Origin of the sequence: Novosphingobium profundi (assembly GCF_020524485.1) — a bacterium.
Lineage (GTDB): Bacteria > Pseudomonadota > Alphaproteobacteria > Sphingomonadales > Sphingomonadaceae > Novosphingobium > Novosphingobium profundi_A.
The window spans coordinates 166,930-187,722 of sequence record NZ_JAIVLF010000004.1; the positions used below are offsets into that span (position 1 = coordinate 166,930).

Genomic DNA, 20,793 nt, shown 5'->3' on the forward strand with positions numbered 1-20,793 from the left:
GATGAACCTGCCTGCGGTCTTTGCCCGCCAGCCTTGGATCGTGCTCATACCGCTCTTTGCGCTCGTGGGCCTAGGTGGCGCCGTGCTCTATTCGGCGGCTGGGGGCAGTCTTCACCCCTATGCGCAGAGCCATGTCCTGCGGTTCGGCCTGTTCCTGGTGATGGCCTTCGTCATCTCGATGTTCAGCCGCAATTTCTTCCGGATCATGGCCTATCCGACCTATGCGCTGATCCTGATGTTGCTTGTGCTGGTGGAGCTGGTCGGCGCGGTAGGCATCGGCGTCGGTAGCGGCAGCCAGCGCTGGCTGGACCTCGGCTTCATGACACTCCAGCCCTCCGAGTTGATGAAGCCGGGTATCGTGCTCGTCCTCGCCAAGTTCTACGAGACCCTTCCCGCGCCCCTCACCCGCAGTTGGCGCGGGCTCGTCCCGGCCTGCATCCTGATTGGCATTCCCGCGCTTTTCGTGCTGATCCAGCCCGACCTGGGTACAGCGCTCGCCATCTGCTTTGGCGGCGTCGTCATCATGTTTCTCGCCGGGCTCCCGATAAGCTGGTTCATCGGCGCCACGGTTCCGCTGATCGCCATCGCCCCTGCCGCCTTCTTCTTCGTACTCCACGACTACCAGAGGAAGCGCGTCCTGACCCTGTTCGACCCCGAGGCCGATCCGCAAGGCGATGGCTACCACATCATCCAGTCCAAGATTGCGATCGGATCGGGCGGCGTGTTCGGCAAGGGATTCGGCAACGGTTCGCAAAGCCACCTGCAATATCTCCCCGAGGCCCATACCGACTTCGTCTTCGCCACCATGGCGGAGGAATGGGGCATGGTCGGCGGCCTTTTCGTGATCGCAGTCTTCGCGATCATCCTGGGCTGGGGGCTGCGCGTGGCGGCCAAGGCTCCGGACCGCTTCTCCAGCCTGCTTGCGGCCGGAATGAGCACCACGATCTTCTTCTATGTGGCCATCAATCTGATGATGGTCATGGGCATGGCGCCGGTTGTTGGCATCCCGCTCCCGTGGATGAGCCATGGCGGAACCTCGATGCTCACCAACATGATCTGCCTTGGCGTTTTGCTTGCCGTAAACCGCTGGAACCGTGGACCTTCGTCATTCACCTGAAAAAATTTTAAGTTTTCTCTTCCCTTCCTCGAATGAGCCTGTATAGGAGCCACTCCGCCGCCGAATCGGCGAAGCCAAACGGCTTCATACCGGCTCACGGCAGAAGGCTAAAAGTGGACGCATAGCTCAGTTGGTAGAGCAGCTGACTCTTAATCAGCGGGTCCTTGGTTCGAGCCCAAGTGCGTCCACCAAGCCTTCACCAACCACTCTTCGGAGTGGCCCTTTCGTGGGGACGCATAGCTCAGTTGGTAGAGCAGCTGACTCTTAATCAGCGGGTCCTTGGTTCGAGCCCAAGTGCGTCCACCACCACCTTACCAACCATCCTTCGAAGGATGGCCCTCTCGTGGGGACGCATAGCTCAGTTGGTAGAGCAGCTGACTCTTAATCAGCGGGTCCTTGGTTCGAGCCCAAGTGCGTCCACCACCCCCCTCTCCTGACATTGTCGATCACGCTGGATCGTGTGGCACCGCCATGGATAGTCCGTAGCGGGCATTGAGTTCGGCTATCGTTGCGGGCGCAAGTGCCTGCACGAATTCGATGCCGACAGCGCCTTCGCACACCCAGCGCACGCGCGCCTTGCGCGGCTTGAGATGTGCGAATCGCAAAGTGACTTCCTCGCCTTGCGCAAAGCTTTCGCGGCACCGCAGGATCGAGCAGCCGCCGGCTCCCAGGTTGCCGATCTCGACATCAAAGACCTTCCAGGGTGACTTGCGGCAGCGCGCGCACAGCAGCACCTCGTGGCGACCGGACAGCCGATCACCGGGATTTCCGGCGTACATTTCAAAACCTCTCGTGATGCGCGACCTTGGTCTGCAATCGTTAGCAAGTGCAGGTAAACACGAGGTTGCCTCAGGCCTACCTGACAGGAGCAGTGCTAACGCCTTCGCCGCCCGTAGGAGCGGCCGTAGGTGCCGAAGGGGTCAGCTGCGCATCAATCGCCTTGCTGCTCGCCTCAATGCGCTTCGTGGCCTCCTCGTAGCGCTCCTCGAACCCGGGCTCCTGCTGGCAGGCGGCGAGCAAGCCCGCACCTGCCAGCGCCAGGGCCAGCACCAGGGATCGCAAGACACTCGCACATCGCGGCATCAGTAATCCTTCCGGATGCGCACGTTGACGCTGTTGACGCCCGAACCACCCGCTTGGCTCAGAACCGAGAGCCAGTTGGTCACGCTGACCTCCAGCTGCGTCGCGGTGAACCCGCGGGCATCGGTGATGAGTTCGACGTAGATGTCGTCGGTCAGGTACTGACCTGCAGCAAGCGCGGTTCCGCGCCCGCTGTCCTCATCCGCGCCCAGGATACGCAGCCGGTCGACCCCGGTCGCCGAGCGCAGCGATCCGAGCGGGTTGAGACCGCCCCCCGAAGCCCGCAGCGAGTTGAGGGAGGAGGCGAGCTGTACGGCCTGGATGGCCGAGAGGTTCGCCACCGAACTGCCGAACAGGATACGTGAGACGATCTCGTCGTCGGGCAGGCTGGGCGAGGAATTGAAGTCGAACTGCGGATCGTAGGCCTGGCCCGAAACGATCACGCTCACCTGGACGTCCTCGATCGCTTCGGTCGCGGTGATGGCAACCGTGGGGTCGATCGTCCGGCCTCCATTGAAGGTGATGAGACCCTCGCTGAGATCGAAGGAGCGGCCCGCAAAGCCCAGGGTCCCGCGAACAAGTTCCACCTGGCCAGCCATTGTCGGCTCACTGCTGGTGCCATTGATGGTAAAGTCGGCCGACCACTCCGATTCCAGGCCCATACCGGAAACGTAGAGCTTTTCAGGTGCGACAAGATGGAGGTCGAGGCGGATGTTGCCGAAGGCGCCTGCCATGCTCTCCGCTTCCTCGTCGCCTGTCACGCGAACCGGACCACGACGCGGCTTGAAGCGCACGCCGGTCAGCTTGGGTACCTCGGAGACGCTGTCCATCACGATCTGATAGCGTGTCTCGGGAAGCCGGATTTCACCGGACAGGAGCGGCGTTTCGCTCGCCTTCTTCTGGAAGCGCAGCGAACCGCTGGCGCTGGCCGACAGCGAGCTGCTCTTGGCCAGGCGCGCATCGTCGAGTTCGACCTGGATATCCATCGGATAGCCACCCGCTGCCGACAGGCTGACAAAGCCGCTGGCATCGATAGTGCCAGCGCCAGCCTTGCCGGTCAGCGAGCGCAGGGCGAAGCGGTCCCCCGTAAAGGCACCTTCCAGATCCATCTCCGAAAGCCGGGTGCCATAGGCCTGGTTCTCATAGGTCAGGCCCCGGCCCTTAACCACACCCTCCAGGCATGGATCCATGAGCTTGCAGGAAAAGTCCGCAGCGAGCCCCACAGAGCCCGTCAGCGACTGGCCAGGCTGGCCCGCAAAGGAGAACAGCGTGGCAGCCGGCCCGTTGTAACGGATACCACCGCTCAAGGGCGCTTCGAGAAGCCGTGTCATCCATGGGCCTTCGCTCGCCGGAAGCGGCCGCAGGTTGGCGGCCATACGGCCGATCACGCTGCCTCGGCGGCGTACGACCGAGCGCACTTCCGCCCCGTCGGCCAGCAGCTTGCCGACAAGGTTCATGTTCACCGGCTCGCTCACAGTGCTGGAACTGGTCCGCGTGAAGTTCGCAAGCGTCAGGCGTGCGTCGGCCTGCGGGAAGGAGGCCGCATTTTCCTGCGCGAAATCGACGCTGCCATTGACCGTACCCCCAAGGCCGAGGCCCGGCATGAAGGCATTGGCCATGGCGACGTCGAGCCCTTCAAGCCGCGCCTTGAGCGACATGCCCGCGCCATAGTCACCCGAAAGGCGCAAGGTGCCTCCGCCAATCGAGACGGCGCTGGGCAGAAGCTCGTAGCCATCCTCCTTGATCGCAATGCGGGCCGGGTTGATCGTCTTGACGGTCTGTCCGCGCATACGACCGCGCAGGGCCACTCGCCACAATTCAGGCTGCATCTCGGCGTTGAAGCCAAGCCGGAAGGGAATACCGCTCACACCCTCGATCAGCCCCTTCGCCTTGCCAGCACCGTCGCGGTAATCGATCAGCACGCGCCCTGCGGCCAGATCGTATTCGCCCATGCTGACGCCCGACACCTGCGCGTCGGCGACGAGCAGCGGCTGATCGTAGAGCACCGCACGCCCATCAATGATAGCCGAACCGATGGCGAGGTTTGCAGGCCCCTGGAACACCGTGTCCTTGGCGCGCAGGTTGAACTTCGCGGCCTGGTATTCGCCGTCCGCCGAAAGATCGACCTTGCCGCCGACCCCATTGCCCGAGGCGCTCAGCTGACCGGCGAAAGGCCCACTGGCGGTCTGGACAAGGCGTCCGGCGAAATCGATTCCTGAAAGCGTAGCGGAATTGATTTGCACCGCCATGGCCTTGGCCATTTCCAGCGTGACGTCGGCCGTGAGCGGTCCGTAATCGGTATCGCTCGTCATATCGAGACGGTAGCCGCCCTTCGCCCCGGTCACGCGCGCATCGACATTGGCAAGACCAATGCCCAGCCCCGGCCGTTCAGCCGTGAGGTGCGCGTCGGGATCGGTCATGGTGCCCTTTACCCGTACGGCAATCGCGCCGTACTGCTCGGACGTGCCATCGGCGTTGAACGCAATACGGCCATCAGGCGACCACAGGCCCGATCCGCCCCGCACGTTGAGGTAAGGCGCAGTCAGGTTGACGTTCGAAAAGCGCGCCACACCGTCCGCGCCGTAACGCACGCGTGAGGACACCGCAAAATCGCCGCCAAGGTAGGTCGCGACATTCTCGTTGAGGAGCTTGGTCGAACGCGCCTTAACCGTACCGTCGAGGCCATAGTTCGCGCCCTCGCCCTTCAGCTCCATGTCGGCGTTGATCGTGAAGATGCCGACGCTGGAAAGCTCGTAGTTGTCGATCCGTCCGTCGAGCGCGCCGGTATAGAAGCCCTCGCTCATGTCCGCGGCCAGGAGCAGCCCGGCATCGATGCGGTCAGAGCGCAGGCGCATGTTGTCCGAAAGGATGCGCGTCCCCTTGACCGCGACATCGCCATCAAGGCGCACCTGCTCCAGGGTTCCTCCGGCGACCGCGTCGAGCCCCGTGATGCGGGCGACACGCGCCGAGACCGGAATGAGTATCCGCTCGGCATCGACCGTCGCCGCGCCACGTGCTGTGAAACCCTGCAGTCCCATGTCGTTCATGACCAGGCGCGCGGCCGTGATCTCGTAGTCCACGGACGGCGTCGCAAAGGCGCCATCCAGCGCAAGATGCGCATCGACCCCCGAACCGTGCAGGTTTTCGGTGAGCACCGAAGGGCTGAGCAAGGTGAAGTCGAGCGCGAAGTCCTCGAAGGTGTTGTTGGACAGGTCGATCCGGCCCGCAGGCACGAGACGGAAAGCATCGCTGCTGACCTGTCCCTTGAGCGCCAAGCTGCGCTCGGCAAGTGCGGCGGTCACATCAAGCCGGGTGATCGGCCCCAGCAGGGCCGCTGTCGGCCCTTCGAAAAGACGCGCAACCTGCGTGTCTCCGCGAACCTGGAAGGTGCCGTCGCGCGCGCGCAGGGTGAGATCCGCCAGCGGTGCGCCGCCGTACGTGCCCTCCAGCGTGCCATCCCAGCTCGCCCAGTCACCCTTGCCGGTCAGCGCCAGGTCCATCGGCTGGGTGAGGCCAGCAAGCGCGGCAATGACACCCTCGGTGGGCGCCTTAAGGTCCAGATCGATACCAAGGCGATTTTTCGCAGGCTGAGCGTCGAGTTTCACGAGGAAACTATCGCCCCCCTCCTTGCCTTCGATGGGAATTGTCGCGCCCTTGGCATCAACGATGGCCCGGCCATCGGAAATATGCGTCTCTCCCGATAGCGCCATGATGCGACGTTCGCCCGAAACCGGCGCCTCGGCGATGAAACGGTCGATCCGCAGCTCGCCGATGTCGATGTCGAGATCGGGAAGCAGCGGGCCTTCGCTCGGCGGGGCCTCCTTGAACACCGGCACGCGGCGCAGAACCATCTGCTGCGCTGTCGCGCTGCGCACATCGACGTGGTTCTGGAGATAGGCAAAGGGCCGCCAGTCGACATGGATTTCGGGCGAAAAGAGGAATTCCCCCTTCGTATCACGCACCGAGAGGTCATGCAGCGTCATCTCGCCGTATAGGGATCCCTCGATCCGGCCGACGCGAAGCCGCATGCCGTTCTCGAAGGTGAGACCCGCGATCTGCTCGGCCACGAAGCGATGCCCAGGCCCGGTATCGATGCCGAAGATCACGGCCGCGACAAGCACCACGATCCCCAGCACCGCAGCCACGACCGTCTTTACAAGGCGTACGCGCGCGCGATGCCACAGGCTCGGCTTGGTCGGAGCGGTTTCCACCGTGTCGCTTTCGCCGGTGTCGGGAAGTTCGTCCTGGGCCATCAGAAGGCCTGCCCGATCGAGACATAGACGTTGATGGAAGATTCTCCTGGACGCCGGTTGATGGGCGTCGCCACATCAAGACGCATCGGTCCAAAATTGGTGTAGAAGCGACCGCCGATACCCACGCCGTAACGGATATCGTTGAACTGTGGCATGGTCTCGCGATAGGCTTGGCCTGCATCAACGAAGGCAACCACACCGAAGTTTCCGAAGCGATACCGCGCTTCGACAGAGCCCTCGTTGAGGCTGCGGCCACCGACCGGACGGTCATCGGGGGCCTGTTCACCAAGCCCCTGATAGCTGAAGCCACGCACCGAACCGCCGCCACCGGCATAGAGGCGCCGCGAGGGCGCGAGATCAAACAGCCCCACGCCCTGGATCGTGCCGAAACGCACGCGCCCGGCGATCACCAGGCTGTCGGTCACCGGGTAGTAGGCCGAGCCATCGATGCGCGCGCGCAGGTAAGGATTGAACCCCTTGTTGAGGGTTGCCTCGGGCTGGATCAGCGTGGTCAGGCGGAAGCCCTTGGTCGGATCGAGGAGGCTGTCGGACGTGTCCCATCCGAGCTGCCCGTTGACGCCCGCGATGTAGTAGGTGCGGCGGCTGCGATCACCCGTTTCGGGGCGATAGTCGGTCTCGGCCGTCCCGATCAGTTCGACACCGACGCCATAAGTGAGCCGCTTCTGCCACAAGGGCGTGGAATCGCGGCTGATGCGCGCCGCGAGGCGTCCGGTATAGGCGTCGTAAGCGTCGTAGTCGTTGTAGAACGCCTCGGCGGTCAGCTCAAGCGTGCGGTCACGCTGGCCCGCATTGGAACGGCGGAACGTACTGCCAAGCCCCATCTGCTGTGTGCCGAGGATTCCGTTGACGCTAACCGCACCTTCGGGCGGGAACATGTTGCGGTGGGTCCAGGCCGCCTGCGCGGTGATGCCCTCACCCGCAGCATAGCCGAGCGAACCGGCGATCGTGCGGGCAGGGCCCTTGTCCTGCTTGACGTGGAGGCGCACCGCCTCGGTGCCGTCCTCCAGCACCTCGCCTGTCTGTTCGGGCTCCACCGCGACCGTCGAGAACAGGCTGGTGCCGATGAGCGCCTTGCGCAGATCGTCGACCATGCGGCTGTCGTAGAGATCTCCCTCCTCGAAACGCGCCAGCACTTCCACGTGCTCGGCATCGAAGGCCGTGTCGCCATCGGTGGTGATACCGCCGAAGCGTCCGCGCGGACCAATCGTGACGGGCAGCGTGTAGACGCCATCGCCTGTATCGCGGTCGAGCAGGATGTCGCGCTGGCCGACCTTGGCGAAAGGATAACCGTTCTGCGGCAAGGCTACTGCCACGCGCGCCTCGGCGCCCTGCACGCGCTGCGCCACGATCGGCTCTCCGACCTTGAGCGGCATGTTCTCCGCGATAAGACCTTCCGGCTCGGTCGGATCAGCCTCAATCACGATATCCGAGAACGTGAAGCGTTGCCCGGGAACCACCGAAATGCGCGCGGTAAGTTCGCCCTCATCGCTGTCGCGCGCAGGAGCAAGTCGCGTACGGATGCGCGGAGTATACCAGCCATCCGCCTCGAGCAGGGTCTGGAGAAGCTGCGCGTCTTCCTCAAGACGGGCCGAGACCATGGCGGAGTTGTTCGCCTTGCCATCGCCCTTCTCGAGGGCGGAGAGCGAGTTGAACATGCTCTTGATCGCCGTCGGGCTTTCCTCGTCCGCGCTTTCAAGCCCCTCGAGCTCGACGCGGTAGCGCACCTCGCCCTGCTCCTCCTCGCCGCCCTCCTCGGCGAATTCAACCGGGGTCACCTCGAACTGGTCAAGCGGCGGCAAAGGCTCGGAAAGTTCGGCGTCGCGAATGGGCGCGTTTTCGATCTGAGGGACAGCCTGCGCATCGTTGGGAAGCGTCTGCACCGTCTGCACGGGAGCTTCTGGCGCACGCGCGTCCTGATTTTCGCCATCACCGGCCATGCGGCGTTCGAAATCGGCGATCGATTCGAGCGGCTTGTCGAGTTCGGGATCCTCGCTCGCGCCCAGATCGGGCACGCGAGAATTGAATTCCTCATCATCGATGACAGGCTCGACCTCGGGCAGGCCAGACGCGTCCGGCAGCGCGGGCACATCCATGGCCCCAGCCTTCAGCGAGGACGGCGCCTCGGCACGTTCCTGCATGGCCGGATCGCCCGGCACCTGGCTTTCCTGCGCCAGAACGGGCGCGGCGTAGGCCAGGCCGACCGAAAGTGACAAAAGTGCGCAGCCGCAGCGGATAACACGTGCCCCCCTGGTTCGGGTACGGAGACAAGGTGTATCGCTTAGTCCGTTCATAAACAACGCTGTTTCTGTCCCCATGCGCGCCAAGGCCGTGTCCACACCGCCGATAACCCTTATCGCATTGCAACCACAATGGTTCCCGTTCAGTTTGTTAGCGCATGACCGAGGACTATCTCCCCCCTGACGCCCCGCCCGGTGCGGATTCCAACTGGCCCCTGCAGATGCCGCCCCGCGCCTGGCTGCGAATCCTGCGCAGAGTCTGGATCATGGCGGGCTTCCATGAACTGGGCCTTCTGGCAGGAGGACTGGCGTTCTACTGCTTCCTCGCGCTGACACCGCTGATCGCCGCGACGGTGATGATCTACGGCCTGGTCGGCGATGCCGACACCGTGCGCAAGCAGATGCAGAGCATCGTCGATGTCGTCCCGCCCGAAGTCGCCCAGGTCCTTCAGGCGCAGCTCATTCAGATCGTTTCGACCAGCTCGGGCGTTACCGGCCTTGCTCTTGTCATTGCGCTGTTCTTCGCCATCTTCGGCGGGATGCGCGCGGCCAACGGCATGATCAGCGCGCTCAACATCGTCAACGAGGAGCACGAGACGCGCGGCACCATCGCGGTTTCCTTGCGCGCTGCAAGCCTGACCCTGGCCGCCGTCTTCATTGCGCTGACCGGCGTCCTGGCAGGCGGCGTCTTCACCTGGCTGCAACGCCAGGCCTCGTTCTACCTTGGCACCTCGACCGCAACCCTGTTTACCTGGCTGACATGGCTCGCCGCGTTGATCCTGGGCACCAGCGGCTTTGCCCTCATCATGCGCTTCGGGCCCGACCGACGCCCGGCCAAATGGCGCTGGCTGGCGCCCGGCGCGATGCTGGCCACCTTCCTGTGGCTGGCGATCTCGTTCGGCTTCTCGTTCTATGTCGCCTATATCAGCGACTACAACGCCACCTACGGATCGCTCTCGGCCATCGTCGTCTTCCTGATGTGGCTTTACCTCTCGGCCTACGGGGTCCTGCTGGGCGCCCTGCTCAACGCCGAGATCGAGCGGCAGGTATTCCGCGACACGACCGCGGGCCGCACACGCCCTCCCGGCGAGCGCGGCGCGGTCCTGGCTGACATTCTCGATGACACGATCCCCACGCTCGAGGATCTCGAGCAGCACAAGGTTCGTCGCGCGCGTCTGGCGCGCCAACGCCTCGATAGCTGACCATCGGATATTCACCCCTTGCATTGTGATGTGATAAAGGTCTAACGGCCGCACATCGCAATGTGAGAAAGACCAATGCCCTCCAAAGTCATCGACCAGGTCCGCAAGCTCATCACCGAAGGCGGCATGAGCCGCGCCGGGCTTGCCCGCGCCGCCGGCCTCCACGCCAACACCCTGCGCGACTGCACCGAGGATAGCTGGAACCCCACCACCGAAACCCTCGCCAAGCTCGAACACGTGCTCTTCTCGAACGACGAGACCCCTGTCCTCGTCCCCATCGAGGAGATCATCGACGAGGCGCGCAACGGCCGCATGTTCATCCTCGTCGACGACGAGGACCGCGAGAACGAGGGCGATCTCGTCATCCCGGCCCAGATGGCGACGCCCGCCGCGATCAACTTCATGGCGACCCACGGCCGCGGGCTCATCTGCCTCTCGCTCACCAACCAGCGCGTCGACGAACTCGGCCTCGATCTGATGAGCCAGCAGAACGGCACCCGACACGAGACCGCCTTCACCACCTCGATCGAGGCGCGCGAGGGCGTGACCACGGGCATCTCTGCCGGTGACCGTGCCCGCACCGTGTCGGTTGCCATCGACGGCACCAAGTCCAAGGCCGACATCGTCACCCCCGGCCACGTCTTTCCGCTGCGCGCCCGTGATGGTGGCGTTCTCGTGCGCACCGGCCACACCGAGGCCGCGGTCGACATCTCGCGCCTCGCAGGTCTCAACCCCTCGGGCGTGATCTGCGAGATCATGAAGGATGACGGGACGATGGCCCGCATGGACGATCTTGTCAGCTTCGCGCGCCTGCACGACCTCAAGATCGGCACCATTCGCGATCTCATCGCCTACCGCCGCAAGCACGACCGCATGGTTGAGAAGACCAACGAGCTGACCTTCACGAGCCGCTATGGCGGCCAGTGGACGGCCTGCTGCTACCACAACCGTGCGACCGGCGATGAGACCATCGCGCTGGTCAAGGGGCGCATCGACCCCGCGCAGCCAACGCTGGTGCGCATGCACACGCTGTCCACCTTCGTCGACATCTTCGGCGAGGAATCGCAGGATCGCTCCGACCTCCTGCAGCGCTCGATGAAGATCATCGCCGAGGAAGGCTCGGGCGTCATCGTCGTCATCAACAGCCCGATGTCGCAATCTTTCTCCGAAGTGATGGACCTCAAGCGCCAGTTCCGCGATGGAAAGAATCCGGACCTGGAGGAGCTGCGCGATTACGGCGTGGGCGCGCAGATCCTCGCCGAACTGGGAATCCACGATATGATCCTCCTGACCAACACCCGTCATTCGCTCGTCGCGCTCGAAGGCTATGGCCTCGATATCGTCGGCGAACGCCCCATCACGTCCAGCGAAAGCTAAGGAAGCTATCACCATGGCTCGTTTTCTCATCGTCGAAGCCCGCTTCTACGACCACCTCAACGACATGCTCGTCGCAGGCGCCCGCAAGGCGCTGGAAGCCGAAGGCCATTCGGTTGACGTCATCACGGTTCCCGGCGCGCTCGAGATCCCGGGAGCCCTCGCCCTCGCGGATGGTGCCGGTGAATACGATGGCTATGTCGCCATTGGCGTCGTCATCCGCGGCGAGACCTACCATTTCGAGATTGTCGCGGGTGAAAGCGCGCGCGGCATCATGGCGCTGACCATGGACGGCATCGCCATCGGCAACGGCATCCTGACCGTCGAGAACGAAGAGCAGGCCCTCGTCCGCGCCGATCCGGCACAGAAAGACAAGGGCGGCGAAGCGGCCAAGGCGGCACTTGCCCTGCTCAAGCTGCAGGACAAGTTCGGCCGCTAAGAAAGGCATCATCACCGCCTTGCGAAGGGCGCCGCGGCCTTGGCCCGGCGCCCTTTTTCATGCGCGCGCCAGTCGCGGAAGCACGGTAGCTTTCGCCCTCGCACCAGTCCCGAAACGCAACAGCGCGCAAACCCCGATTGCTCTACCCTCGAATGGCCCTAAGAAGGGGGCATATGGCGTTTTAGAGCCATAACGGATGTTAATGTGACATCAGGCTCGGAACGCCCGATCCAGGGGGCGTTCACAAGGAGCCAAACCCGGGGTCGCAGCCGGTACACCAACAGCCGACAGGAGAAACGGCACCATGAAGGACCGGGCTCAATTGCAGGAATTGCTCGATGATCTCTACGACCGCCTCGCCCAGCTCGACATGGCAGGGGAAAGCGTGGCCGCCGCCCATCTCGATGCAGCCGTAACGCTGCTCAACCGATCGATCGAACTGCTACCAACTGCAACCGAAATGGAATAACCTCGTAAAGACGCGGTCCCGTAAGCGCGCTTAAGGTTGTCGGACCATGTCAGACGATCGGGGCAAGAATTCGTCAGGACGGGACGCCAAGGCCGCACGCGGGGATGATGCGGCTCAGTCAGGAATTGTACGCAGGATTGCTCCGACGTCGATGTGGATCTCGGCTCCCGGTTGGCCATCCGGCCCATCGGACCACCCACTCCTTGTGCGACGGTGATCCGGACTGATGGAAAATACAGACCAGAGGATGCGAAACCGAAACAAGGCGATCCGCCTGATCGGCATCGCCAACGAGCTCCTGGCCATGGCGCGCCAGCTCGAACTTGACGACGACGCACCCGAGGGTGCCTCGCCTTTCGATGCCCTGCCCGATCTTGCCGCAGCCGATGGGCATACACGGCGTCTGCGGGCAGCCACGTCCGCCAACGACACGGGCCGCAAGGACCATCCCATCTGGGTAGAACTCGCCCGACAGACCTACGAAGACCGGCGGCGGCGCTCCAAGATCTTCCAATCCGACGACCTGTTTGGCGAACCGGCCTGGGATATCCTTCTGGACCTGTTCATTGCCGCCAAGGAACGGCGCAGCGTTTCGGTAACGAGCGCATGCATCGGCTCTGCCGTGCCGTCCACCACCGCTCTACGCTGGATCACGATTCTGGAAAAACAGGGACTTCTCCTGCGCGAAGCAGATCCCGGCGATGCTCGCCGCGTCTACGTGAAGTTGAGCGCGCGTGGCTACGGTGCCATGCTCGAGTACTTCACCGCCGCCTCGCGCTCGGTGGTCTTGCTCGAAGAAGGCGGCACGACCGCAGCCCTCAAGGCGCAATAAAAAAAGGCCCCGATACCAATGTGGTACCGGGGCTTCTTCAACTCTGAGCCAGGAGCGCCGCGCCTTCGTGTGACGCGTACGCCTGCCAGATCGGCCTATCAGCCAAGCGAAACCTTGAAGGCTTCGGCTCCGGCGTAGTGCGCCGCGCCGCCCAGTTCTTCCTCGATGCGGATGAGCTGGTTGTACTTGGCAAGCCGGTCCGAACGCGCGAGCGAGCCGGTCTTGATCTGACCGCAGTTGGTCGCAACAGCGAGGTCGGCAATGGTCGCGTCCTCGGTTTCGCCCGAACGGTGCGACATGACGGCGGTATAACCGGCACGGTTCGCGATCGAGACGGCCTCAAGGGTCTCGGTCAGCGTGCCGATCTGGTTGACCTTGACCAGGAGCGAGTTGGCGAGGCCCTGCTCGATACCCATGGTCAGGCGCTTGGGGTTGGTCACGAAGAGGTCGTCACCCACCAGCTGCACCTTGTCGCCAACCTTTTCGGTGAGCGCCTTCCAGCCTTCGAAGTCGTCCTCGGCCATGCCGTCCTCGACCGAGATGATCGGGTAGGCCGCGCACAGATCGGCAAGGTAGTCGGCGAAAGCGGCGGGGGCGAGCGAGAGCCCCTCACCGCTGATCTCGTACTTGCCCTCGCGGAAGAACTCGGTCGAGGCGCAGTCCAGGGCAAGCTGGATGTCGGAGCCGGGCTTGAAGCCGGCCTTCTCGATGGACGCCATCACGAAGTCGAGCGCATCGCGCGTGCTGGCAAGGTTGGGGGCAAAGCCGCCTTCGTCACCGACCGCAGTCGCCAGGCCCTTCTCCGACAGACCCTTCTTGAGCGTGTGGAAGATCTCGGCGCCCCAGCGCACGGCCTCGGTGATCGAACCGGCGCCGACCGGCATGATCATGAATTCCTGGAAATCGATCGGGTTGTCGGCGTGCTCGCCGCCGTTGATGATGTTCATCATCGGAACCGGCAGCACATGCGCCGAGACACCACCGATGTAGGAATAGAGCGGCAAGCCACGGGCATTCGCGGCCGCCTTGGCAAGCGCCAGGCTGGTGCCCAGGATCGCGTTCGCGCCCAGGCGGCTCTTGTTCTCGGTCCCGTCGAGATCAATCATCGCCAAGTCCAGGTCGCGCTGGTCTTCGGCATCGAGGCCGATCAGGCACTCGGCGATATCGTCGTTAACCGCGTCCACGGCCTTGAGCACACCCTTGCCCAGGTAGCGGTCCTTGTCCCCGTCACGAAGTTCGACCGCTTCATGCGCACCCGTCGACGCGCCCGAGGGCACAGCGGCCCGGCCGAAGCTGCCGTCTTCCAACAGCACGTCAACCTCCACGGTGGGGTTGCCACGGCTATCCAGAATTTCACGGCCATGAATATCGATGATCGCGGTCATTTTCGAAACCTCCTCTGTCGCCACGTTCCAGTGACTCTGGTTGGCGCTCTAAGCAGCGGAACAACCTGTGACAAGTTGCGTTGCAGCATTATTGAGTAGCTTGTGTTACCCTGTGTGCACACCATATCATTCAGACGCCGCACGCGATGCCGGGGCAAAGGCACACTGCGGCGATTGGGCAAAGGAAGGAAACCTCGATGGTCGAATCCACCGTAGACGACACGACGACCCCTGGCGCGGATGCCGCCAAGAGCCACTTCACCAAGGCGGTCGACGAAGCCAAGGCAGGCGCCCACGCCCTTGCGGACGAGTATCGCGCCAAGTTCTCCCAGAAGAAGGACAGCCTGAACGAGGAAGCAAAGCACTGCTCGGACGAGGCGCGCGGAAAGGCTGATGCCTTTGCTGCAGACGCCAAGGCCAAGGCCGGCGAATATGCAGTGGAAGGCAAGGCACAGACAAGCAAGGCCATCGTGCGCCTCTCCAAGGTCATCGACGACAACGTCGCCTACATCGACGACAAGGCGGGCGTGAAGTACGGCGATTATGCCCGCTCGGCCTCCAAGTCGATGCAGGACGCTGCCGCACGCCTCGATGAAAAGTCGTTCGAGGAACTGGGCGAGGACACCCGCGCCTTCGTGCGCTCCAATCCGACACTTTCGGTCGGCATGGCCGTGGCCGCAGGCTACGTCCTGGGCCGTCTGTTTTCGAAAAGCAGCTGATCACCCCTGACGACCGAGCCTGATTGATGCTTCACCAACCCCCGCCGGGGACCGAGCCGAGCCCGGGAACCGACGACGTCACCCTTGCCGAGGATCTGCGCCTCCTTGCCGATGAGGCCAAGGTCCTCGCCAAGGCCGAACTTGGCTTCCAAAAAGCGCGCGCGGCCTATGCCGGGCAGCAGGTCAAGAAGATCGTGGCCCTGCTCGTCATCGGGCTTGTGCTACTTTTCTTTGCGGCCATGGCGGCCGTGGTCGGCCTCGTCATCGCGCTTGGCCAGGTGATCGGCGCCTGGGGCGCAATGGCCGTTGTCACACTTGGACTTGCCGTCCTCGCGGGGCTGTGCGCAATGAATGCCAAGCGCAAGCTCGGCGCCATGAAGCGCGTCATCGCCAACACGACCAGCGAAGAGGCTCGGCCATGAAGAGTTCGGCCCAAGAGGTCATGGCACAGCGCGAGGTGCGCAATGCGGCCAAGGACGCCTTCGACGCGCGCTATGGCGCGATCCGCGCCGACATGGAGGAGCGCGGCATTGCCGGGCGCATCCTCGACGAGACCGTCGAGGCCGCGCGCGGCGCATTCGACGAGGCCGTGGCCGTCGTCGAGGACAACCCGGCGGTCGTGGGCGGAACCCTCGCCGCGCTGGCGCTTTGGATATTCAGAAATCCCCTAATCTCCTGGGTCGAGACGCTGCTGCGGCTTGATCACGACCATGAAGAGGACACCGACAATGGCTGACAGCGAACCCACCACCCCCGCCACTTCGGCAACCAGCGCGAATACGGGCAACATCGTGGCCCTGCACTCCTCAAGCAAGGACGAGCGTCCTTCCGAAAAAGTGATCGGCTTCGTGAAGCGCCACCCGGTTATCACCGTGGCCGGAGGCCTGGCGGTTGGCGCAGCGGTTGCCGCACTCCTGCCGCGCCGGATGACGCGCGGCGCGGCCACGCGCGCAGTCAGCATTGCCCAGACGGCGGGCACCACCACGTTCCTGTTCGGCAAGCGCGCTGGCGACGAGATCCGCCTCCTCGGCCACCGCGCAAGCGACGAAACCCATGCGGCCCTCGAAGGACTCGAAGAACGCGCCGAGCACGCGGGCGACTATGCCGCGGGCAAGCTTGAAAAATTGGCCACTGCAGCGCTGGGTTTTGCATCCTCCATCGCCCGCAAGAGCGGCAAGCGCATCGAACAGGCAGGCGAGGCAACCAGCGAAGGCACGCACAAACTCGCGGATTTCGCGGAAGATCTGCGCAAGAAGGTGGGCCACTGAGGCTTCTTGATAATGATTTGCAGGAGCTGAAATAGCCCGATTTCCGGGAAGATCCGGCCTTGCCCCCAGCCCAGTCGGAAATTATAGGGCCAAGGCGTCTCCCAACAGGAAAAAGTGGCACATCACATGCAGCAGAAACTTCACCTCGTGATGGGCGGCCGGGTCAAGGATCCGACCGGTCTCGAATTCGTCGACCTCAACGACATGGACATCGTGGGCGTGTTCCCGAACATGGCAACCGCGAAGGACGCCTGGAAGTCGGCCGCACAGCGCACCGTCGATGACGCCGAGATGAAGTACGTGATCGTGCACCTGCACCGTCTGCTCGACCCCGAGAACAACGAAGTCTGATCCAGATTTCGGCACACACGAAAAGAGCCGGGAAGGACACCCTTCCCGGCTCTTTTCGTTTGCCGGTGGCGGTCCGGGCGATCAGATCAGCCCGGAATGCACGTCACATCAGATGAAGTCGATCTTCTCGACGAGGTAGAACTTGTCACCCGAAGGGACGGTCACCTCGACCTCTTCGTTCACCTTCTTGCCGATCAGCGCCTTGCCGAGCGGCGAGTTGTAGCTGATGCGCCCCGCCTTCGCGTCGGCCTCATACGGCCCCACGATCTGGTACTTCACCGGCTTGTCGTCATCGTCGAGCAGGGTCACGGTCGCGCCGAAGATGATCTTGTCACCCGACAGCGTTGCCGGATCGACGATATGCGCGCGGCTGATCTTGTCCTCAAGATCGCCGATCGTGGCCTCGATCTGACCCTGGCGTTCCTTCGCCGCGTGATATTCCGCATTTTCCGAAAGGTCGCCATGCGCGCGCGCTTCCTCGATCGCATCGACGACCCGAGGACGCTCTTCGCGCAGCGCCTTGATCTCTGCCATGAGCCGTTCGTAGCCCTCGGCGAGCATCGGCAGCTTTTCAACACTTGCCATCTAAATCTTCCTCCTGTTGCCGTCCCATGCTCGCCCCGCTGCGTCCCGCCAGGCGACTAGTCGCCTGCCCGGTCCCCGGCGCGCGCGCCATGAGGGACCGGTCCGATCTGCAGCGATGTGGGAAGGCAAGATCGATTTCAGCTATAATAATCTTGCAACGAACGGACTTCAAGCTGGCTCCCGCGAATCGTCGCGATTGCCTCGCTTGCCGCAATGCTCGCGGCGGCCGTGGTGAAGATCGAGACCTTCGCGGTCAAGGCCGAGGCCCGGATCGACTGCGAGTCCTTGAGGCTCTGCCACCCCTCGGTCGTGTTGAAGATCAGCGAGACCTCGCCATCCTCGATCTTGTCGACGATGTGCGGACGGCCCTCGGCCACCTTGTTCACCAGTTCAACCGCGATCCCGGCCTTCGCCAGGAACTGCTGCGTGCCCGACGTCGCGATGATGCGGAAGCCTTCAGCGGCCAGCTTCTGGACGGCGGGAAGGATGTGGTCCTTGTCGCTGTCCTTGACCGAGACGAAGACCGTGCCTTCCACCGGCAGGCGCATGCCTGCGCCCAGCTGGGCCTTGGCAAAGGCGCGCGGATAGTCGCGGTCGATGCCCATGACTTCGCCGGTCGACTTCATCTCCGGGCTCAGCACCGGGTCGGTGCCCGGGAAGCGCGCGAAGGGGAAGACCGCTTCCTTGACGGCGAAGTAGTCGAGCTCGCGCTTGATCGGCGGGAAGGTCGACAGCTTTTCGCCAGCCATGACGCGTGCGGCGATCTTGGCGATGGGCTGGCCGATCGCCTTGGCAACGAAGGGCACGGTGCGCGAGGCGCGCGGGTTGACCTCAATGAGGTAGACCTCACCATCCTTGACCGCGAACTGCACGTTCATCAGGCCGCGAACGCCAAGACCCAGCGCAAGCGCGTGCGACTGGCGCTCCATTTCCTCGATGATCTGAGCCGGAAGGCTGTAAGCGGGAATGGTGCAGGCGCTGTCGCCCGAGTGTACGCCCGCTTCCTCGATGTGCTGCATGACACCGGCAACTACGACCTGCTCGCCGTCGCACAGCACGTCGACGTCGCATTCGACCGCATCGCGCAGGTACTGGTCGATGAGGACCGGGCTATCGCCCGAGACCTGCACCGCGGTCGCGATGTAGTCATCGAGCTGCTGCTCGCTGTCGACGATCTCCATGGCGCGGCCACCCAGCACGTAGCTGGGACGCGTCAGCACGGGATAGCCGATGCGGTTGGCGACGGCGACGGCTTCGTCACGGCTGCGCGCCATACCGTTGGCGGGCTGCTTGAGCTTGAGCTTGTCGACCAGCGCGGCAAAGCGCTCACGGTCTTCGGCAAGGTCGATGGCGTCGGGCGAGGTACCCAGGATCGGGATACCCGCCTTCTCCAGCGCAGCCGCCAGCTTGAGCGGGGTCTGACCGCCGAACTGGACAATGACGCCGACGAGTTCACCCTTCGACTGTTCCACGCGCAGGATTTCCAGCACGTCCTCGGCCGTCAGCGGCTCGAAGTAGAGACGGTCGGAGGTGTCATAGTCGGTCGAAACGGTTTCCGGGTTGCAGTTGACCATGATGGTCTCGAACCCGGCCTCTTCCAGCGCGAAGCAGGCGTGGACGCAGCAGTAGTCGAACTCGATGCCCTGGCCGATACGGTTGGGACCGCCGCCCAGGATGACGACCTTCTTGCGCTCGGACGGCATGGCCTCGTCCTCGGGCTCCCCGAAGAGCGGCGCTTCGTAGGTCGAGTACATGTAGGGCGTGATCGCCTCGAACTCGGCCGCACAGCTATCAATGCGCTTGAAGACGGGGCGCACACCCAGCTTGTTGCGAAGTGCGCGCACTTCCTCTTCGCTAGTGGCACCGGCCATCGCGCGGATGGTGTCGTGCAGGAGCCCCGAGCTCTTGGCCTGGGTTTCGCCAAGACCACCCGCGACATGGACCGAACGCACGGCGAGCGTCGCCAGGCGCTTGTCGGAGAAGCCCATGGCCTTCACCCGACGCAGGCCCGCCGCATCGATCGGGAGGCCATGCTCCATGATCTTGGCTTCCTCGGCGATAATCTCCTCGATGTGGCGCAGGAACCACAGGTCGTAGAAGGTAATCGCGTGGATTTCCTCGATCGTGAAGCCCTCGCGCATGGCCTGGGCCACGTTGAGGAGACGGGTCGGGGTGCGCTGCGAAAGGGCCGCGGTGATGGTGTCGCGGCTTGCGCCTTCCAGCTCGACCACGCGATTGAAGCCGTCGAGCCCGGTTTCGAGGCCGCGCAGGGCCTTCTGCATCGATTCCTTGACGTTACGGCCAATTGCCATGACCTCGCCGACCGACTTCATCGCGGTCGAAAGCTCGGGCTTGGAGCCCTTGAACTTCTCGAAGGTGAAGCGCGGGATCTTGGTGACGACGTAGTCGATGGTCGGCTCGAACGAGGCGGGCGTGGCGCCCGTGATCTCGTTGGTGACCTCATCGAGGGTGTAGCCCACGGCGAGCTTGGCCGCGACGCGCGCGATCGGGAAGCCGGTGGCCTTCGAGGCCAGCGCCGAGGAGCGCGAGACGCGCGGGTTCATCTCGATGACGATGAGACGGCCGTCCTTGGGGTTCACCGCGAACTGGACGTTCGAGCCGCCGGTCTCGACACCGATCTCGCGCAGCACCTCGAGCGAGGCGGTGCGCATGATCTGGTATTCCTTGTCGGTCAGCGTGAGCGCCGGAGCCACCGTGATCGAGTCGCCAGTGTGGACGCCCATCGGATCAACGTTCTCGATCGAGCAGATGATGATGCAGTTGTCCTTGCGGTCGCGGACTACCTCCATCTCGTACTCTTTCCAGCCCAGCAGCGATTCCTCGATGAGGACCTCGGTGGTGGGGGACGCGTCGAGACCCGACTTCACGATCGCTTCGAACTCGGCCTTGTTGTAGGCAATGCCGCCGCCGGTACCGCCCAGCGTGAAGGAAGGACGAATGATCGAAGGCAGACCCGTGCGCTCAAGGACGGCAAGAGCCTCGTCCAGCGTGTGGGCGACACCCGAACGCGCGCTTTCGAGGCCGATCTTGTCCATCGCCTCGCGGAAGCGCTGACGGTCCTCGGCCTTGTCGATGGCATCGGCGTCCGCGCCGATCATCTTGACGCCCCACTTCTCCAGCGTGCCGTCATTGAACAGCGCGAGCGCGCAGTTGAGCGCGGTCTGGCCACCCATCGTGGGAAGCACCGCGTCGGGGCGCTCCTTCTCGATGATCTTGGCGACGACTTCGGGCGTGATCGGCTCGACGTAGGTTGCATCGGCCATGTCCGGGTCGGTCATGATCGTGGCCGGGTTCGAGTTGACGAGGATGACCCGGTAGCCCTCTTCCTTGAGAGCCTTGATCGCCTGGGTGCCGGAATAGTCGAATTCGCAGGCCTGGCCGATGATGATGGGTCCCGCGCCGATGACGAGGATCGAGGAGATGTCTGTGCGTTTGGGCAT

General features: G+C 63.6%; 18 protein-coding genes and 3 tRNA genes. 14 read left to right on the top strand and 7 right to left on the bottom strand.

The genetic code is table 11. The features are described from left to right. Position 1 precedes the first annotated feature (1 nt). The 4 genes from rodA to LC060_RS11125 all read left to right on the top strand — a co-directional run bounded on the left by rodA (position 2) and on the right by LC060_RS11125 (position 1,540). Positions 2-1,117: a rod shape-determining protein RodA gene (rodA, locus tag LC060_RS11110; protein WP_413465106.1), complete on the top strand. Its 1,116-nt coding sequence runs from the start codon at positions 2-4 to the stop codon at positions 1,115-1,117. A 115-nt stretch (positions 1,118-1,232) separates the two neighbouring features. Beyond that, a tRNA-Lys gene (locus LC060_RS11115) sits at positions 1,233-1,308 on the top strand. Between the two features lie 39 nt (positions 1,309-1,347). Further along, a tRNA-Lys gene (locus tag LC060_RS11120) sits at positions 1,348-1,423 on the top strand. A 41-nt stretch (positions 1,424-1,464) separates the two neighbouring features. Beyond that, positions 1,465-1,540: transfer RNA gene (locus LC060_RS11125), tRNA-Lys, on the top strand. Positions 1,541-1,563: 23 nt separating this feature from the next. On the opposite strand, the gene LC060_RS11130 is transcribed toward LC060_RS11125, so the two are convergent. The 4 genes from LC060_RS11130 to LC060_RS11145 all read right to left on the bottom strand — a co-directional run bounded on the left by LC060_RS11130 (position 1,564) and on the right by LC060_RS11145 (position 8,609). Then, positions 1,564-1,896, bottom strand: a complete 333-nt coding sequence (locus LC060_RS11130; RefSeq protein ID WP_226635574.1) for a PilZ domain-containing protein — start codon at positions 1,894-1,896, stop codon at positions 1,564-1,566. Between the two features lie 76 nt (positions 1,897-1,972). After that, positions 1,973-2,200, bottom strand: a complete 228-nt coding sequence (locus LC060_RS11135; RefSeq protein WP_226635575.1) for a hypothetical protein — start codon at positions 2,198-2,200, stop codon at positions 1,973-1,975. After that, positions 2,200-6,450 carry a translocation/assembly module TamB domain-containing protein gene (locus LC060_RS11140; protein ID WP_226635577.1) on the bottom strand — a complete coding sequence of 1,417 codons (4,251 nt, stop codon included), beginning with the start codon at positions 6,448-6,450 and terminating at the stop codon, positions 2,200-2,202. Before LC060_RS11140 ends, LC060_RS11135 begins: the two co-directional genes overlap by 1 nt. After that, a complete protein-coding gene (locus LC060_RS11145) occupies positions 6,450-8,609 on the bottom strand; it encodes an autotransporter assembly complex protein TamA (protein ID WP_413465117.1) in 2,160 nt (719 codons plus the stop codon). The genes LC060_RS11140 and LC060_RS11145 overlap by 1 nt, the downstream gene beginning before the upstream one ends. 257 nt (positions 8,610-8,866) lie before the next feature. On the opposite strand from LC060_RS11145, the gene LC060_RS11150 reads away from it, so the two are divergent. The 5 genes from LC060_RS11150 to LC060_RS11170 all read left to right on the top strand — a co-directional run bounded on the left by LC060_RS11150 (position 8,867) and on the right by LC060_RS11170 (position 13,024). Continuing rightward, positions 8,867-9,910 (top strand): YihY/virulence factor BrkB family protein, encoded by a 1,044-nt coding sequence (locus LC060_RS11150; protein ID WP_226635581.1) that lies wholly within the window; start codon positions 8,867-8,869, stop codon positions 9,908-9,910. Between the two features lie 75 nt (positions 9,911-9,985). Then, complete coding sequence (ribB, locus tag LC060_RS11155) at positions 9,986-11,287, top strand: 3,4-dihydroxy-2-butanone-4-phosphate synthase (RefSeq protein WP_226635583.1); 1,302 nt, start codon at positions 9,986-9,988, stop codon at positions 11,285-11,287. A gap of 13 nt (positions 11,288-11,300) precedes the next feature. Further along, complete coding sequence (gene ribH / locus LC060_RS11160; protein ID WP_039393850.1) at positions 11,301-11,723, top strand: 6,7-dimethyl-8-ribityllumazine synthase; 423 nt, start codon at positions 11,301-11,303, stop codon at positions 11,721-11,723. Between the two features lie 304 nt (positions 11,724-12,027). After that, positions 12,028-12,192, top strand: a complete 165-nt coding sequence (locus LC060_RS11165) for a hypothetical protein (RefSeq protein ID WP_159108105.1) — start codon at positions 12,028-12,030, stop codon at positions 12,190-12,192. A 226-nt stretch (positions 12,193-12,418) separates the two neighbouring features. Further along, positions 12,419-13,024 carry a MarR family transcriptional regulator gene (locus LC060_RS11170; protein ID WP_413465107.1) on the top strand — a complete coding sequence of 202 codons (606 nt, stop codon included), beginning with the start codon at positions 12,419-12,421 and terminating at the stop codon, positions 13,022-13,024. A gap of 98 nt (positions 13,025-13,122) precedes the next feature. Here LC060_RS11170 and eno read toward each other — a convergent pair whose 3' ends face one another. After that, a complete protein-coding gene (gene eno / locus LC060_RS11175; RefSeq protein WP_226635587.1) occupies positions 13,123-14,409 on the bottom strand; it encodes a phosphopyruvate hydratase in 1,287 nt (428 codons plus the stop codon). A 197-nt stretch (positions 14,410-14,606) separates the two neighbouring features. Here eno and LC060_RS11180 point away from each other — a divergent pair, with 197 nt between their 5' ends. From LC060_RS11180 to LC060_RS11200, 5 genes are all read left to right on the top strand, one after another. After that, a complete protein-coding gene (locus LC060_RS11180) occupies positions 14,607-15,128 on the top strand; it encodes a hypothetical protein (protein ID WP_226635589.1) in 522 nt (173 codons plus the stop codon). 26 nt (positions 15,129-15,154) lie between these two features. Then, positions 15,155-15,550, top strand: coding sequence for a phage holin family protein (locus LC060_RS11185; RefSeq protein WP_226635591.1), 396 nt, complete (start codon positions 15,155-15,157; stop codon positions 15,548-15,550). Continuing rightward, positions 15,547-15,864, top strand: a complete 318-nt coding sequence (locus tag LC060_RS11190; protein WP_226635593.1) for a hypothetical protein — start codon at positions 15,547-15,549, stop codon at positions 15,862-15,864. The genes LC060_RS11185 and LC060_RS11190 overlap by 4 nt, the downstream gene beginning before the upstream one ends. Then, entirely contained in the window at positions 15,857-16,396 is a 540-nt protein-coding gene (locus tag LC060_RS11195) for a hypothetical protein (RefSeq protein WP_226635595.1), read from the top strand. Before LC060_RS11190 ends, LC060_RS11195 begins: the two co-directional genes overlap by 8 nt. Before the next feature lie 126 nt (positions 16,397-16,522). After that, positions 16,523-16,747, top strand: a complete 225-nt coding sequence (locus tag LC060_RS11200) for a DUF4170 domain-containing protein (RefSeq protein WP_039393863.1) — start codon at positions 16,523-16,525, stop codon at positions 16,745-16,747. Between the two features lie 108 nt (positions 16,748-16,855). On the opposite strand, the gene greA is transcribed toward LC060_RS11200, so the two are convergent. Together greA and carB are read right to left on the bottom strand one after the other, a co-directional pair. After that, entirely contained in the window at positions 16,856-17,332 is a 477-nt protein-coding gene (gene greA / locus LC060_RS11205) for a transcription elongation factor GreA (RefSeq protein ID WP_226635597.1), read from the bottom strand. Positions 17,333-17,469: 137 nt separating this feature from the next. After that, positions 17,470-20,793 carry a carbamoyl-phosphate synthase large subunit gene (carB, locus tag LC060_RS11210; protein WP_226635603.1) on the bottom strand — a complete coding sequence of 1,108 codons (3,324 nt, stop codon included), beginning with the start codon at positions 20,791-20,793 and terminating at the stop codon, positions 17,470-17,472.

What these genes read in the sequence shown, in the direction of transcription:
- LC060_RS11150 (WP_226635581.1), top strand. Translation starts at nt 8,867, where the DNA reads ATGACCGAGGACTATCTCCCCCCTGACGCCCCGCCCGGTGCGGATTCC.
- LC060_RS11140 (WP_226635577.1), bottom strand. Translation starts at nt 6,450, where the DNA reads ATGGCCCAGGACGAACTTCCCGACACCGGCGAAAGCGACACGGTGGAA.
- LC060_RS11190 (WP_226635593.1), top strand. Translation starts at nt 15,547, where the DNA reads ATGAAGAGTTCGGCCCAAGAGGTCATGGCACAGCGCGAGGTGCGCAAT.
- LC060_RS11185 (WP_226635591.1), top strand. Translation starts at nt 15,155, where the DNA reads ATGCTTCACCAACCCCCGCCGGGGACCGAGCCGAGCCCGGGAACCGAC.
- ribH (WP_039393850.1), top strand. Translation starts at nt 11,301, where the DNA reads ATGGCTCGTTTTCTCATCGTCGAAGCCCGCTTCTACGACCACCTCAAC.
- LC060_RS11135 (WP_226635575.1), bottom strand. Translation starts at nt 2,200, where the DNA reads ATGCCGCGATGTGCGAGTGTCTTGCGATCCCTGGTGCTGGCCCTGGCG.
- LC060_RS11130 (WP_226635574.1), bottom strand. Translation starts at nt 1,896, where the DNA reads ATGTACGCCGGAAATCCCGGTGATCGGCTGTCCGGTCGCCACGAGGTG.
- LC060_RS11180 (WP_226635589.1), top strand. Translation starts at nt 14,607, where the DNA reads ATGGTCGAATCCACCGTAGACGACACGACGACCCCTGGCGCGGATGCC.
- carB (WP_226635603.1), bottom strand. Translation starts at nt 20,793, where the DNA reads ATGCCCAAACGCACAGACATCTCCTCGATCCTCGTCATCGGCGCGGGA.
- LC060_RS11165 (WP_159108105.1), top strand. Translation starts at nt 12,028, where the DNA reads ATGAAGGACCGGGCTCAATTGCAGGAATTGCTCGATGATCTCTACGAC.
- ribB (WP_226635583.1), top strand. Translation starts at nt 9,986, where the DNA reads ATGCCCTCCAAAGTCATCGACCAGGTCCGCAAGCTCATCACCGAAGGC.
- greA (WP_226635597.1), bottom strand. Translation starts at nt 17,332, where the DNA reads ATGGCAAGTGTTGAAAAGCTGCCGATGCTCGCCGAGGGCTACGAACGG.
- eno (WP_226635587.1), bottom strand. Translation starts at nt 14,409, where the DNA reads ATGACCGCGATCATCGATATTCATGGCCGTGAAATTCTGGATAGCCGT.
- rodA (WP_413465106.1), top strand. Translation starts at nt 2, where the DNA reads ATGAACCTGCCTGCGGTCTTTGCCCGCCAGCCTTGGATCGTGCTCATA.
- LC060_RS11200 (WP_039393863.1), top strand. Translation starts at nt 16,523, where the DNA reads ATGCAGCAGAAACTTCACCTCGTGATGGGCGGCCGGGTCAAGGATCCG.
- LC060_RS11145 (WP_413465117.1), bottom strand. Translation starts at nt 8,609, where the DNA reads ATGCAGGAACGTGCCGAGGCGCCGTCCTCGCTGAAGGCTGGGGCCATG.
- LC060_RS11170 (WP_413465107.1), top strand. Translation starts at nt 12,419, where the DNA reads ATGGAAAATACAGACCAGAGGATGCGAAACCGAAACAAGGCGATCCGC.
- LC060_RS11195 (WP_226635595.1), top strand. Translation starts at nt 15,857, where the DNA reads ATGGCTGACAGCGAACCCACCACCCCCGCCACTTCGGCAACCAGCGCG.